Origin of the sequence: Streptomyces sp. NPDC032161 (genome assembly GCF_040636995.1) — a bacterium.
Lineage (GTDB): Bacteria > Actinomycetota > Actinomycetes > Streptomycetales > Streptomycetaceae > Streptomyces.
The window spans coordinates 259,600-274,552 of record NZ_JBEZVN010000002.1; the positions used below are offsets into that span (position 1 = coordinate 259,600).

Consider the following 14,953-nt stretch of genomic DNA (forward strand, 5'->3'; position numbering starts at 1 on the left):
TAGGGAAGGATGAGCCGATGCCCGATGCCCACGACACGTCCGCCGGTCGTCCCCCCACCGACACCGGCGCCCACGGCCGGACCGGCACCGACACCGACGAGGTCGTGCTGTACGAGCGACGGGGCCCCGTCGCGTACGTGACGCTGAACCGCCCGCGCTACCGCAACGCGCAGAACTCGGCGATGACCTACGCCCTGGACGCCGCGTTCTACCGGGCCGCCGAGGACTCCGAGGTGAAGGTCGTCGTGCTGGGCGGTGCCGGGGACCATTTCTCGGCGGGCCACGACATCGGCTCCCCCGGGCGCGACGCCCACCTGCCGTTCCGGCGCCGGGCGGGGCTGTGGTGGGACCACTCCGACAAGGCGGGCGCGGAGAGCCGCTTCGCCCGTGAGTCGGAGGTGTATCTCGGCATGTGCAGGCGCTGGCGCGAACTGCCGAAGCCGGTCGTCGCCGCCGTCCACGGGGCGTGCGTGGCGGGCGGGCTGATGCTCGCCTGGGTCTGTGACCTGATCGTGGCGAGCGAGGACGCCTTCTTCGCCGATCCGGTGGTCCGGATGGGCATCCCCGGTGTCGAGTACTTCGCGCACCCGTGGGTGATGCCGCCCCGGATCGCGAAGGAGTTCCTGTACACCGGCGACCGGATGAGTGCCCGCCGCGCCTACGAGATCGGCATGGTGAACAAGGTGGTGGCGCGCGACGGACTCGCCGTCGCCACCGAGGAGCTGGCCCTCCGGATCGCGCGGATGCCGCGTCTGGGGCTGGCGCTCACCAAGCGCGCGGTCAACCAGGCCGAGGACCTCCAAGGGCTGCACACCGGCCTCGACTCGGTCTTCGGGCTGCACCACCTGGCGCACGCGCACAACGCGGAGACGGCGGCGGACCCGCTCGGCGGCATGGACGTCGCCTCGATGAAGCGGGCGGGGAACACGGAACCGCCGGAGACCGCGGGGACGAGGGGACCGGCGGGCGCGGCGGAGACGGCGGGAGGGGCGGAGGGCTGATGGACCTGTCGTACACCGCCGACGAGGAGGCGTTCCGGGCCGAGGCCCGGACATGGCTGCGGGCCCACGTGCCCGACGAGCCGCTGCCGTCGCTGGAGACCGCCGAGGGCTTCGCCGCACACCGGGAGTGGGAGGCGCGGCTGCACGCGGACCGCTGGTCGGTCGTCTCCTGGCCGCGCGCGTACGGCGGGCGGGGGCTCGGCCTCTTCCACTGGCTGGCCTTCGAGGAGGAGTACTACGCGGCCGGCGCCCCCGGCCGGGTCTCGCAGAACGGCACCCATCTGCTGGCCCCGACCCTCTTCGACCACGGCACCGAGGAACAGCGGGCCCGGATCCTGCCGTCGATGGCGAGCGGCGAGGTGATCTGGGCGCAGGCGTGGTCCGAGCCGGAGGCGGGCTCGGACCTGGCGTCGCTGCGGTCGCGGGCGGTGCGCACGGAGGGCGGCTGGCTGCTGTCGGGGCAGAAGACCTGGTCCTCGCGGGCGGCGTTCGCGGACCGGGCGTTCGGCATCTTCCGTACGGACCCGGGGGCCGCGAAGCCGCACCACGGGCTGACGTATCTGATGTTCGACCTGGCGGCGCCGGGGGTGACGGTGCGTCCGATCGGGAGGCTGGACGGCAAACCGGCCTTCGCCGAACTCTTCCTGGACGAGGTGTTCGTGCCGGACGAGGACGTCATCGGGGAGCCGGGGCAGGGCTGGCGCATCGCCATGGCGGCGACGGGCGCCGAGCGGGGGCTGACGCTCCGCTCCCCCGGCCGCTTCCTGGCCGCCGCGGACCGGCTGGCCGCGCTGTGGCTCGACCGGGGCGACCCGTCGGACTCCGCGCTGCGCGACCGGGTGGCGGACGCGCTGATCGGGGCGCGCGCGTACCAGCTGTTCACCTGCGCGGGCGCGTCACGGTTCGCGGCGGGGTCGGCCGTCGGCGCCGAATCGAGCCTCAACAAGGTGTTCTGGTCCGAGTACGACATCGCGCTGCACGAGACGGCGCTCGATCTGCTGGGCCCGGACGCGGAACGGGCCGACTCCGCGTGGGTCGAGGGATACGTCTTCTCGCTCGCCGGCCCCATCTACGCGGGCACCAACGAGATCCAGCGCGACATCATCGCCGAGCGTCTGCTGGGCCTGCCGAAGGGACGGCGCTGATGCGATTCCTCCTCGACGACGAGCAACGGGACTTCGCCCGCTCGTTGGACGCGATGCTGACGGCGGCCGGTACCCCGTCGGCGGTACGGGCCTGGGCCGCGGGGGACTTCGGGCCGGGGCGGGCGCTGTGGGCGCGCCTGGCGGAGGCCGGGGTGTTCGCGCTGGCGGCACCGGAGCAGTACGGGGGTGTGGGGCCGCTCCCGGTCGAACTGGCCGTCGCTTTCACCGAGTTGGGGCGGCACGCGGTGCCGGGGCCGGTGGTGGAGACGGTCGCGGCGGGGGTGCTGCTGGCGGGCGTGGGGGGCGCGGCGGCGAAGGAATGGCTGCCGCGTCTGGCGTCCGGCACGGCGTCGGCGACGTTGCGGATGGACGGGTACGGACCGTACGCGCTGGACGCGGACGCGGTGGACGCCGTGTTCACGGTGACCGGTGACGTGTTGTGCTCGGCGCCGGGTCCGGGGGCGCTCTCGCCGTCGTCGGACCCGGCCCGGCGGCTGCTGAGCCCCCCGCCGGGCGGAGACGTCCTGGCGTCCGGGCCCGGGGTGGTCCGGGCGGCGGCGCGGGCCGGGCAGTGGGCGGCGTTCGCGACGGCGGCGCAGGCGCTGGGCACGGGCGAGGCGCTGCTCGCGGCCACGGTCGATCACGTGAAGCGGCGTTCCCAGTTCGGCACGGCCATCGGGTCCTTCCAGGCGGTCAAGCACCGGCTCGCGGACGTGCTGACCGGGCTGGAGTTCGCCCGTCCGCTGCTGTACGGGGCCGCGCTCGCGCTCGCCGAGGGGGCGCCGGACGCCGACGCCCAGGTGGCGGCGGCCAAGGTGAGCGCGGGCGAGGCGGGGTACGCGGCGGCGCGCGCGGCGCTGCAACTGCACGGCGCGGTGGGCTACACGCAGGAGCTCGACCTGTCGCTGTGGCTGCGCAAGGCGCGTCCGTTGCGGGACGCGTGGGGGACGCCGGGGGCCTGCCGGGCGCGGGTGCTGGCGGGGCTCGCGGACTCCTCCCGCGCGCCGCGGGGAGCGACGGGAGAAGCCTGAGAGGCCCGGGCGGTCAGGTCTCGTACGGGGTGCCGTCGGCGGGCCGGTGGATGGTGCGCACCGGTGCCCCGGGCCGCCACACCCGCAGCACCATTTCGCCGGAGTCCAGGTTGGTCAGGACCACCTCGCCCAGTTCCGCGCGGAAGAGCTGGAACGGCTCCGGCGGTTTCGCCTCCTCGGTGAAGCGGGCCAGGAACGCGGGGTCGGTCACCTCCACCGCGCGGCCGGAGACCCTGACGTCGCCGTCCGCCAGCTCCGCGTCCGGCCCCGGATTGGCCTGCACGGCGAAGCGCGGATCGCGCAGCAGGTCCAGCGCCTTGCGCGAGTCGGGCATCATGCCGAGCAGCAGCTCGCCGAAGCGGAAGTCAACCTCCAGTCCGGTGACCCGTGGCGCACCGTCCTTGCGGAGGGTGGCCAGGACGTGGTGCCGGTACAGCCCGAAGCGGGTCCGAACAGTGTCGGCGAAGGCGGGGTGGGCGGCCTCGAACGCCGCCCAGGAATTCCGTGGGGTCGATGTCATGGGGACATGAAATCCGGGAAACCCGACATCCTCTGTCCGCTTTTCCGGGGCATTCGACCGGATTCCCGGGGCGTTCGCCCGGAGGGCCGCCTCTCGGTGGACGCGTCCGCGGCTGCTGGGGTGAGCGGCGGTCACTCTCTGACGATGCCCTGGGCCCGTGCGGCGGCCAGCCAGCGCGGGAACTCGGCGATCAGCCGGTCGTACAGCTCGGCGTCCGGCATCCGGCTCGGCTTGCGTCCGGCGTGGAAGAAGCCCGCGTTGTCGACGGGTCGCCGCTCCGGAACGGGCAGTTCGTCGAGCTTGCGCAGGAAGTCGAACTGGCTGCTGCGCCTGTTGCCGAAGCCGACGAACTGCCAGAACAACGGCAGCCCGGCGGCCTTGCAGAGGTAGCGTTCCGCCGCGTGCTTGCTGCTCGGGCCGCCGTCCGTCTGGAAGACCACCAGCGCGGGGGCGGTCGACCCGCTGTCCAGGTAGTGGTCGATGACCGTGTCCATGGCCAGGTGGTAGTTGGTCAGCCCCATGTGGCCCAGACCCGCCGCTATCGCGTCGATCCGGCCCCGGTGGTTGTCGAGGGCGATGTCGGTGACGGCATCGATGTCGGTGGAGAAGAAGACGACGGGAACCCGGCCGTCGTCGTCCAGGTGTGCCGAGAGGCCCAGGACCCGCTCGGCCAGGGCCTGGACACTGCCGTCCCGGTAGTACGGGCGCATGGAGCCGGAGTGGTCGAGCACGAGGTAGACAGCGGCCCGCAGCCCGCCCATGCCGTGCTTCGTCAGGGAGACCGACGCACTCTTGTAGAGGCTGACCAGCGCGGGTGCGGTCTCCTCGATCCGCTGGAGACCGATCGCCGGGCCTGCGGTGCTGAACGGGTCGGCCATACGGGTGCTCCGATCCTCGGTGGTGCCGGACCCCCGAGCTTAAGGGCTGTCCCGTGGTTCCTGGCGGGCGCGCGACGACAGCTGCGGCACCTCGCCACGCAGTCGGAGGGGCCCGCATGCGTCCCGTACGCGGGCCCTCCGCCCGGCGATGCACCCGTCCGACGCCGCGCAGCGATCCGCCACGGATTGCGGGACGGTCCTTAGGACACCCGCGCGCACCCCCGTCGGCGGCCGTTCGCTATTTTGATCGCCGCCGCCCCCACCGGCCGCTTCATGTCCGCCCACCGTGAGGAGCCCGCCGTGGATGCCGCGGCCACCACCTGCTTCCGTCATCCGTCCTACGAGACGTATGTGAGCTGCGTCCGCTGCGAACGGTTCATCTGCCCCGACTGCATGCGGGAGGCGGCCGTCGGTCACCAGTGCGTGGAGTGCGTGAAGGAGGGGCAGCGGTCGATCCGGCAGGCCCGTACGGTGTTCGGCGGTGTGGTGTCGAGGACCGCCGTGCCGCTCGTGACGTATGTGCTGATCGGCCTCAACGTCCTCGCCTACCTGGTCGAGTTGGTCCGTCCGGGGATCGTCGACCGGTTCGCGATGCTGGGTGCCGGGCTGACCGCGCCCGACGGGAGCCAGTACCTGTACGAGAACGGGGACTTCACCGGCTTCGACGTGATCGGGGTGGTGGACGGGGAGTGGTACCGGCTGCTGACCGGGGCGTTCCTGCATCTCCCGCCGACCGGGACGTCGTTCGGCGCGCTGCCCTTCGGGATCCTGCACATCGTCTTCAACATGTACGCGCTGTGGAACCTGGGCCGGGTCGTCGAGGAGCAGCTGGGCCGGGCCCGGTATCTGGCGCTGTATCTGCTGTCGGCGCTGGGCGGTTCGGTGCTGGTGTATCTGATCGCGCCGTTCGACGGCGCGGTGGGGGCCTCGGGCGCGGTCTTCGGTCTCGGGGCGGCGTTCTACGTCATCAACCGTCGCCTGGGGCGCGACATGCGGGCGGTCAACCGGTTCATGGCCGGGTTCCTCGTCTGGATGCTGATCTCGGCCGGATTCACCTCGTGGCAGGGGCATTTGGGCGGGCTGCTGACCGGCGGCATCGTCACGGTCGCGTACGCGTACGCCCCGGCGAAGGGCCGTACGGCGGTCCAGGCCGCCGCGTGCGTGGTGCTGCTCGCCGTGCTGGCGCTGCTGGTGGTGCTCAAGACGTCCGCGCTGCTGGAGTGAGCCGGGCCGCGGCCCGTTCGCGGCAGCGGCGCACGAGGCACGGCGGCCATCCCCGACGCACCGCGCCACCCGCCCCGGACGTACCGCGCCCCCGCCCCGGGACACGCCCGCGTACGGCACCGGACGCCCCGGGCACGCCGCGGCGCCCGCCGATGGCCCGGGTCGGGGACAGGCGGACGCCGCGTTCGGTTCCGTACGCCGTCGTACGGGACACCCTCGGGGGTGATCAGACCGCCAGGGCGCGGTCCGTCGGACGGATCGGGGCCGGCAGGGCGCTGGCACCGGTCAGGTAGCGGTCGACGCCGCGCGCCGCGGAACGGCCCTCGGCGATGGCCCACACGATGAGGGACTGGCCGCGCCCCGCGTCACCGGCGACGAAGACCCCGTCGACGTTGGTGGCGAAGTCCGCGTCGCGCGCGACGTTGCCGCGCTCGTCGAGCTCCACGCCGAACTGCTGGACCAGGCCGTTGGAACGGTCGGTGCCGGTGAAGCCCATGGCCAGGGTGACCAGCTGGGCGGGGATCCGCCGCTCGGTGCCGGGCTTCGGCTCCGGCCTGCCGTCCTTGAACTCCACCTCGACCAGGTGCAGGGCCTGGACGTTGCCGTCCTCATCGCCCTCGAAGTGGGTGGTGGAGACGGAGTACACCCTCTCCCCGCCCTCCTCGTGCGCGGAGGTGACCTTGTAGAGCATGGGGAACGTCGGCCAGGGCTGGTTGGTGTTCCGTTCCTCGCCCGGCCTCGGCATGATCTCCAGCTGGGTGACGGACAGCGCGCCCTGGCGGTGGGCGGTTCCGACGCAGTCGGCGCCGGTGTCGCCGCCGCCGATGACGACGACGTGCTTGCCCTCGGCGCTGATCGGGGAGACCGTCAGGTCGCCCTCCTGCACCTTGTTCGCGAGCGGCAGGTATTCCATCGCGAAGTGCACACCGTTCAGCTCGCGGCCCGGGACGGGCAGGTCGCGGGAGACGGTGGCACCGGCGGCGATGACGACCGCGTCGTAGCGGCGGCGGAGCCCCGCGGCGTCGATGTCGCGGCCGATCTCCACCTCCGTACGGAACTTGGTGCCCTCCGCGCGCATCTGCTCGATGCGGCGGTTGATGTGCGACTTCTCCATCTTGAACTCGGGGATGCCGTACCGGAGGAGCCCCCCGATGCGGTCCGCACGCTCGAAGACGGCGACGGTGTGACCGGCCCGGGTCAGCTGCTGGGCTGCGGCGAGACCCGCCGGACCCGAACCGATCACGGCGACGGTCTTGCCGGAGAGCCGCTCGGGCGGCTGCGGGGTGACGTCTCCGTTGCCCCACGCCTTGTCGATGATGGAGACCTCGACGTTCTTGATGGTGACGGCCGGCTGGTTGATGCCGAGCACGCACGCCGACTCGCACGGCGCCGGGCAGAGCCGCCCGGTGAACTCCGGGAAGTTGTTCGTGGCGTGCAGACGCTCGGACGCGGCCGTCCAGTCCTCGCGGTAGGCGTAGTCGTTCCACTCGGGGATGAGGTTTCCGAGCGGGCAGCCGTTGTGGCAGAACGGGATGCCGCAGTCCATGCAGCGGCCGGCCTGCTTGCTGATGATCGGGAGCAGCGAGCCGGGGACGTAGACCTCGTTCCAGTCCTTGACGCGCTCGGCCGCGGGACGGGTCTCGGCGACCTCGCGCCCGGTGGTCAGGAAGCCCTTGGGGTCAGCCATGAATCGCCGCCTCCATCATCTTCTCGGTGGTCTCCTGCTCGGAGAGACCGGCGAGCTCAGCGGCGTCCTTGGCGGCGAGCACGGCCTTGTAGGTGGACGGGATGATCTTGCTGAAGCGGGTCACCGAGGTGTCCCAGTCGGCGAGCAGCTTCTCGGCGACCGTGGAGCCGGTCTCCTCGTGATGGCGGCGCACCACGTCGTGCAGCCACTGCCGGTCGGTGTCGAGGAGCTCCTCGATCGCGCCGCGGTTTCCGGCGTTGACGTGGTCGCGGTCGAGGTCGACGACGTAGGCGACACCGCCCGACATGCCCGCGGCGAAGTTGCGTCCGGTCTCGCCGAGGACCACGGCGTGGCCGCCGGTCATGTACTCGCAGCCGTGGTCGCCCACGCCCTCGGAGACGACGGTGGCCCCGGAATTGCGGACGCAGAACCGCTCACCGGTCCGGCCGCGCAGGAACATCTCGCCGCCGGTGGCGCCGTAGGCGAGGGTGTTGCCCGCGATGGTGGAGTACTCGGCGAGGTGGTCGGCGTTCCGGTCCGGGCGGACGACGATCCGGCCGCCGGAGAGGCCCTTGCCGACGTAGTCGTTGGCGTCGCCCTCCAGCCGCAGGGTCACGCCACTGGGCAGGAACGCGCCGAAGGACTGGCCGGCCGAGCCGGTGAAGGTGAGGTCGACGGTGTTCTCGGGCAGCCCGCCGCCGCCGAACCGCTTCGTCACCTCGTGGCCGAGCATGGTGCCGACGGTGCGGTTGATGTTGCGGATCGGGAGCTGGGCCCGCACCGGCTGGGCGTTCTCGGCGCTGTCCGCGTCGAGGGCGTCGGCGGCCAGCCGGATGAGCTCGTTGTCGAGGGCCTTGGCGAGGCCGTGGTCCTGCTCGACGCGCCGGTGGCGGACGGCGCCCTCGGGCAGTTCGGGGACGTGGAAGAGGGGGGCCAGGTCGAGGCCCTGTGCCTTCCAGTGCCTGACCGCGCGGTCGGTGTCGAGGAGTTCGGCGTGGCCGACGGCCTCCTCGATCGAGCGGAAGCCCAGCTCGGCGAGGAGTTCGCGGACCTCCTGGGCGATGAACTCGAAGAAGTTGACCACGTACTCGGCCTTGCCGGAGAAGCGGTCGCGCAGCACCGGGTTCTGGGTGGCGATGCCGACCGGGCAGGTGTCCAGGTGGCAGACGCGCATCATGACGCAGCCGGAGACGACGAGCGGCGCGGTCGCGAAACCGAACTCCTCGGCGCCCAGCAGCGCGGCGATGACGACGTCGCGGCCGGTCTTCAGCTGGCCGTCGGTCTGCACGACGATCCGGTCGCGCAGGCCGTTGAGCAGCAGGGTCTGCTGGGTCTCGGCCAGGCCGAGCTCCCAGGGGCCGCCCGCGTGCTTCAGGGAGGTGAGCGGGGAGGCGCCCGTTCCGCCGTCGTGGCCGGAGACCAGGACGACGTCCGCGTGCGCCTTGGAGACACCGGCGGCGACCGTTCCGACACCGACCTCGGAGACCAGCTTCACGTGGATGCGGGCCGCCGGGTTGGCGTTCTTGAGGTCGTGGATCAGCTGGGCCAGGTCCTCGATGGAGTAGATGTCGTGGTGCGGCGGCGGCGAGATCAGCCCGACGCCCGGGGTCGAGTGCCGGGTCTTCGCGACCCACGGGTAGACCTTGTGGCCGGGCAGCTGGCCGCCCTCGCCGGGCTTGGCCCCCTGGGCCATCTTGATCTGGATGTCGTCCGCGTTGACCAGGTACTCGCTGGTCACACCGAAGCGGCCGGAGGCGACCTGCTTGATGGCCGAGCGGCGCTCCGGGTCGTGGAGGCGCTCGGGGTCCTCGCCGCCCTCGCCGGTGTTGGACTTGCCGCCCAGCCGGTTCATGGCGATGGCGAGGGTCTCGTGCGCCTCGCGGGAGATCGATCCGTACGACATGGCGCCGGTGGAGAACCGCTTGACGATCTCGGAGACGGGCTCGACCTCGTCGACGGGGATCGGCGCACGGTCCGACGCGAAGGCGAACAGGCCGCGGAGCGTCATCAGGCGCTCGGACTGCTCGTTCACGCGGTCGGTGTACTTCTTGAAGATGTCGTAGCGCTTGGTGCGGGTGGCGTGCTGGAGGCGGAAGACGGTCTCCGGGTCGAACAGGTGCGGTTCGCCCTCGCGGCGCCACTGGTACTCGCCGCCGATCTCCAGCGCGCGGTGCGAGGGGGAGATGCCCGAGGCCGGGTACGCCTTGGCGTGGCGGGCGGCGACCTCGCGGGCGACGACGTCGAGACCCGCGCCGCCGATCTTGGTGGCGGTGCCGTCGAAGTACTTCGTCACGAAGTCCTCGTCCAGGCCGACGGCCTCGAAGACCTGGGCGCCCCGGTAGGAGGCGACCGTGGAGACACCCATCTTGGACATGACCTTCAGGACGCCCTTGCCGAGCGCGTGGATCAGGTTGCGGATGGCCTTCTCGGGCTCGACGCCCTCGATGAACGTACCCGCGCGGACCAGGTCCTCGACGGACTCCATCGCCAGGTACGGGTTGACGGCGGCGGCCCCGTAGCCGATCAGCAGCGCGACGTGGTGGACCTCGCGGACGTCCCCCGCCTCGACCAGCAGCCCCACCTGGGTGCGCTGCTTGGTGCGGATGAGGTGGTGGTGGACGGCCGAGGTGAGCAGCAGCGACGGGATCGGCGCGTGCTCGGCGTCGGAGTGCCGGTCGGACAGGACGACGAGGCGGGCGCCGTCCACGATGGCGGCGTCGACCTCGGCGCAGATCCGCTCGATCCGTGCCGCGAGGGCCTCGGCGCCGTCGGCGACCCGGTAGAGCCCGGAGAGCGTGGCGGCCTTCATGCCCGGCATGTCGCCGTCGGCGTTGATGTGTATCAGCTTGGCCAGCTCGTCGTTGTCGATCACCGGGAACGGCAGCGTGACGCTGCGGCAGGACGCGGCGGTCGGTTCCAGGAGGTTGCCCTGGGGGCCGAGCGAGGAGCGCAGCGAGGTGACGAGTTCCTCGCGGATGGCGTCCAGCGGCGGGTTGGTGACCTGGGCGAACAGCTGGGTGAAGTAGTCGAAGAGCAGCCGGGGGCGCTCGGACAGCGCGGCGATCGGCGAGTCCGTGCCCATGGAGCCCAGCGGCTCGCCGCCGGTGCGGGCCATCGGCGCGAGGATGACGCGCAGCTCCTCCTCGGTGTAGCCGAAGGTCTGCTGGCGGCGGGTGACGGAGGCGTGCGTGTGCACGATGTGCTCGCGCTCCGGGAGGTCCCCGAGCTCGATGACGCCGGCCTCCAGCCACTCCTGGTAGGGGTGCTCGGCGGCCAGCGACGCCTTGATCTCGTCGTCCTCGATGATGCGGCCCTCGGCCGTGTCGACGAGGAACATGCGGCCCGGCTGGAGGCGGCCCTTGCGGACCACCTTCGCGGGGTCGACGTCCAGGACGCCGACCTCGGAGGAGAGCACGACGAGTCCGTCGTCGGTGACCCAGTAGCGTCCGGGGCGCAGCCCGTTGCGGTCGAGGACCGCGCCGACCTGGGTGCCGTCGGTGAAGGTGACACAGGCCGGGCCGTCCCAGGGCTCCATCATCGTGGAGTGGTACTGGTAGAAGGCGCGGCGGCCGGCGTCCATGGTGTGGGTGGCCTCGGGGCTCTCCCACGCCTCGGGGACCATCATCAGCACCGCGTGCGGCAGCGAACGGCCGCCGAGGTGGAGCAGTTCCAGGACCTCGTCGAAGGAGGCGGAGTCGGAGGCGTCGGGGGTGCAGACGGGGAAGATCCGGTCGAGCCGCGCGGAGTCACCGTGCCCGTGGTCGGCGGAGCCGCTGTGCCCACGGTCGGCGGAGCCGCTGTGCCCACGGTCGGCGGAGCCGAACAGGTCGGAGGCCAGCTGCGACTCGCGGGCGCGCATCCAGTTGCGGTTGCCCTTGACGGTGTTGATCTCGCCGTTGTGCGCGACGAAGCGGTACGGGTGGGCGAGCGGCCAGCTCGGGAAGGTGTTCGTGGAGAACCGCGAGTGGACCAGGGCGACGGCGGTGGCGAAACGGCGGTCGGAGAGGTCGGGGAAGAACGGCTCCAGCTGCCCGGTGGTGAGCATGCCCTTGTAGACGATGGTCCGGGCGGAGAGCGAGGGAAAGTACACCCCGGCCTCCCGCTCGGCGCGCTTGCGCAGCACGAACGCCTTGCGGTCGAGAGCGATGCCGGTGGACTCGCCGTCCGCGACGAAGAACTGGCAGAACTCGGGCATGGTGGCGCGGGCGCCCTTGCCGAGGATGTCGGGAGCGACCGGGACCTCGCGCCGGCCGAGGACCGTCAGGCCCTCCTCGGCGGCGATCTTCTCCAGCTTCCGGAGGGCCTCGGCGGGCTCTCCCGCCGGGAGGAAGGCGATGCCGACGGCGTACGCACCGGCCTCGGGGAGGTCGAAGGCGACCACCTCGCGCAGGAAGGTGTCCGGCACCTGGAGCAGGATCCCGGCGCCGTCGCCGGAGTCGGGCTCGGATCCGGTGGCACCGCGGTGTTCGAGGTTGCGCAGTACGGTCAGCGCCTGTTCGACCAGCTCATGGCTGGCCACACCGGTGAGGGTGGCCACGAACCCGACACCGCAGGCATCGTGTTCGTCACGGGGGTCGTACAGCCCCTGCTGGGCGGGGCGACCGTCCATGGGCGACCAGGCGTCGGTACGCATGGGCTCTCCCGTCGTCGTCGTGGCATGTGCTGTGCCGAGGGACGACGTTGGCCCTCTGCGAAAGTGCGTGCAGGTTACATAATGGGGAGCTTCTCAAGACGCGAAAAGTTCATTCCAACATGCGGACATCAGGTGATACGGGATGACGCGATGAGGGGGGTATGTCGCAGTCGGAGATCGGCGCCCGGAGGGGGACCGCAGAGAGCAGGCGTCGTTGCCCGCGGTGTCTACGGCTCTTGCCCGGCGGCGGAGAAAACAAAACCGCCGGGTAACGGCTGCTGATGAGCAGCTCTGTCGTGGACGACGATTTTACGCCGGGCGGAGCCGTCCCGCCCAGAGCCGGTTCCCAGGACGTACATCACACGACCGGCCGAAGCCCGTCACACGGACGGAGGACGGCCGGCCGGGTCCGCGGCGGACGGCCCGGGACCGGACGCGGAGCGGCCTCGCACCGGGCGGCGAACGGCCGCGCACCGGGCGACGATCGGTCCGTACGCCGGACGCCGGGCGGGCACACGCCCGACGCCGAACGGTCCCCGCGCCGCACGCCGAAGGGGCGGGCATGCGCGCCCGCCCCTTCCGTTCCGGGTCTTCCCGGCGCCCGAGGACCCGTCAGCCGCCGACGGCCACCCCGAACAGCGTGCCCAGACCGTAGGTGACCGCCGCGGCGGCCCCGCCCAGCGCCAGCTGACGCAGCCCGCTGTACATCCAGTTGCGCGCCGTCACCCTGGCCACCACCGCACCGCAGGCGAACAGTCCGATCAGCGCCAGCAGCACGGCCGGCCACAGCGCGCTCGCCCCCAGCAGATACGGCAGCACCGGCAGCAGGGCGCCCAGCGCGAACGAGCCGAAGGAGGACACGGCGGCGACGAGCGGCGAGGGCAGATCGCCGGGATCGACGCCGAGCTCCTCGCGGGCGTGGATCTCCAGGGCCTGCTCGGGGTCGCGCGACAACTGCCGTGCCACCTCGCGGGCGAGCCCCGGCTCGACACCCCGGGCCTCGTACAGCGCGGCGAGCTCCCGTTCCTCGTCCTGGGGGTGCTTGCGCAGCTCGCGCCGCTCGACGTCCAGCTCCGCCTCGACCAGCTCGCGCTGCGAGGCGACGGAGGTGTACTCACCGGCCGCCATGGAGAACGCGCCCGCGGCGAGACCCGCGAGACCGGTGATCACGATCGTCTGCTGGGAGACGGCACCGCCCGCGACCCCGGTCATCAGCGCGAGGTTGGAGACCAGGCCGTCCATCGCACCGAAGACCGCCGGGCGCAGCCAGCCACCGTTCACATCGCGGTGGGTGTGGTTGTCGCGGTGTGCTTCGTGCAGTACGGCGTCGGTCTCGATGATGGCCACGGTTCTCCCCTTCCGGCGGCGGGTTCATGTGCTCCACCCCGCCCAGCACCATCGAAAATACGCACGAAAAATGGCTCCCGCCAGCAAGGAAGGCCGTACTTACCACCCTGAGTGACCGAGTAAGTACGGCCTTCCTTGCTGTCCGGACCCCCTCATCCGACTGGGCCTTTTGTCTTGGATATCAGCCTTTGTCGGTTCCTGATGTGGCACAGATCGATCAAGTACCAGAACCGGTCCGGTACGAGCGAAGGGTCGGTGCACGATGGATTCGACTTCAGGAAGTCCGGCGCGGACGCGGGCGCGGGGCGTCCCGGGCGAGGGGCCCCGCGTCGACCGGGCCGACCGGGCCCGCGGCTGTCTGCTCGGCCTCGCGGTCGGTGACGCGCTGGGCGCACCCGCGGAGAACCTCCGGCCGTCCGAGATCCGTCGTCGCTGGGGCCGTATCGAGGGCTTCGTGCGGGACGACCCGGCGGGCACGGACGACACGGAGTACGCGATCTTCTCCGGGCTGCTGCTCGCCCGGCACGGTTCGGCGCTGACCGTGACCCATGTGGAACGGGCCTGGCACCTGTGGATCGCCGATCTCGACGAGGGGCCGTTCCGGGGCGCCGGGTTCAGCGAACGGGGCACGCTGGAGAACCTCCGCCGGGGCCTCGCCGCCCCGATCTCCGCCCAGCACCGGCACGCCTGGAGCGACGGGCTGGCGATGCGGGCCGCGCCCTTCGGCGTCTTCGCGGCGGGCCGGCCGGACGAGGCGGCGCGGCTGGTCGCGGTGGACGGGCAGGTCAGCCATGACGGGGAGGGCATCTACGGGGGCCGGGCGGTGGCCGCGGGGGTGGCCGCCGCGATGGCGGGCGACGGGGTCGTCCCGGTGATCGCCGCCGCGCTGTCCGTCGTCCCCATGGACTCGTGGACGGCGCGCTCGCTGCGGCGCGCGGTGACAGCCGCGCAGCGCGCGTACCCCGACCGGCTGACCATGGAACGGGCGGTGCGTTCCGCGGTGGTCGTCGGCGGCTACCCGTGGACGGACCTGGCGCCCGAGGCGGTCGGCCTGGCCTTCGGCGCGTTCGCTGCGGCGCGCGGCGACTTCCGTACGGCGGTGCTGACCGCCGTCAACATGGGCCGGGACGCGGACACCACGGCCGCGGTGGCGGGGGCCCTGGCCGGTGCGCTGAACGGGGCGTCCGCGATCCCCCGGCCCTGGGCGGAGGCGATCGGCCCGGTCCGGGGCAGCTGTCTGCCGTCGGTGCGGGGCCACCACGTCCTGGACGTCGCGGAACTCCTCACCCCGCCGGACACGGCGCACGAGAAGGACGCCGGGGAGCCGCCCGGCACCGTGCGGGGGGACGGGGCCCCGGGCCGTGCCCGACGGGTCGCGCCCCGCGCACCGGCCGGGGCGCGCACCCCCCGCCCGGTCGCGCCACCCGCGACCGTCGACACGCCGCACACGGGGGCAGGCACGGCCCGTACCGGAGACGGCACGGCCC

9 protein-coding genes and 1 pseudogene are annotated in these 14,953 nt (G+C 72.3%); 5 read left to right on the top strand and 5 right to left on the bottom strand.

Going from position 1 to position 14,953, the window contains the following annotated elements; genetic code table 11:
• The first annotated feature begins 17 nt into the window (after positions 1-17).
• Genes AB0E67_RS06950 through AB0E67_RS06960 form a run of 3 tightly spaced genes read left to right on the top strand, consistent with a single transcriptional unit; the run spans position 18 to position 3,177 of the window.
• On the top strand, positions 18-1,001 hold the full coding sequence (locus AB0E67_RS06950) for an enoyl-CoA hydratase (RefSeq protein ID WP_362022011.1): 984 nt from the start codon (positions 18-20) through the stop codon (positions 999-1,001).
• A complete protein-coding gene (locus AB0E67_RS06955) occupies positions 1,001-2,146 on the top strand; it encodes an acyl-CoA dehydrogenase family protein (RefSeq protein WP_362022014.1) in 1,146 nt (381 codons plus the stop codon). The genes AB0E67_RS06950 and AB0E67_RS06955 overlap by 1 nt, the downstream gene beginning before the upstream one ends.
• Positions 2,146-3,177 (top strand): acyl-CoA dehydrogenase family protein, encoded by a 1,032-nt coding sequence (locus tag AB0E67_RS06960; protein WP_362022017.1) that lies wholly within the window; start codon positions 2,146-2,148, stop codon positions 3,175-3,177. Before AB0E67_RS06955 ends, AB0E67_RS06960 begins: the two co-directional genes overlap by 1 nt.
• 13 nt (positions 3,178-3,190) lie before the next feature.
• Here the strand turns inward: AB0E67_RS06960 and AB0E67_RS06965 are convergent, their stop codons facing one another.
• On the bottom strand, positions 3,191-3,697 hold the full coding sequence (locus tag AB0E67_RS06965) for a pyridoxamine 5'-phosphate oxidase family protein (protein ID WP_362022020.1): 507 nt from the start codon (positions 3,695-3,697) through the stop codon (positions 3,191-3,193).
• 131 nt (positions 3,698-3,828) lie between these two features.
• Positions 3,829-4,575: a VWA domain-containing protein gene (locus AB0E67_RS06970; protein WP_362022023.1), complete on the bottom strand. Its 747-nt coding sequence runs from the start codon at positions 4,573-4,575 to the stop codon at positions 3,829-3,831.
• Between the two features lie 300 nt (positions 4,576-4,875).
• Here AB0E67_RS06970 and AB0E67_RS06975 point away from each other — a divergent pair, with 300 nt between their 5' ends.
• Positions 4,876-5,799, top strand: coding sequence for a rhomboid family intramembrane serine protease (locus AB0E67_RS06975; protein ID WP_362023532.1), 924 nt, complete (start codon positions 4,876-4,878; stop codon positions 5,797-5,799).
• Between the two features lie 226 nt (positions 5,800-6,025).
• On the opposite strand, the gene AB0E67_RS06980 is transcribed toward AB0E67_RS06975, so the two are convergent.
• The 3 genes from AB0E67_RS06980 to AB0E67_RS06990 form a co-directional block, all read right to left on the bottom strand.
• Positions 6,026-7,486: a glutamate synthase subunit beta gene (locus AB0E67_RS06980; protein WP_362022025.1), complete on the bottom strand. Its 1,461-nt coding sequence runs from the start codon at positions 7,484-7,486 to the stop codon at positions 6,026-6,028.
• Complete coding sequence (gene gltB / locus AB0E67_RS06985) at positions 7,479-12,119, bottom strand: glutamate synthase large subunit (protein ID WP_362022028.1); 4,641 nt, start codon at positions 12,117-12,119, stop codon at positions 7,479-7,481. Before gltB ends, AB0E67_RS06980 begins: the two co-directional genes overlap by 8 nt.
• A 612-nt stretch (positions 12,120-12,731) precedes the next feature.
• Positions 12,732-13,466, bottom strand: a complete 735-nt coding sequence (locus tag AB0E67_RS06990) for a VIT1/CCC1 transporter family protein (protein ID WP_362022031.1) — start codon at positions 13,464-13,466, stop codon at positions 12,732-12,734.
• Between the two features lie 262 nt (positions 13,467-13,728).
• On the opposite strand from AB0E67_RS06990, the pseudogene AB0E67_RS06995 reads away from it, so the two are divergent.
• Positions 13,729-14,757, top strand: a pseudogene (locus AB0E67_RS06995) (ADP-ribosylglycohydrolase family protein); the annotation flags it as partial.
• Positions 14,758-14,953 lie beyond the last annotated feature (196 nt).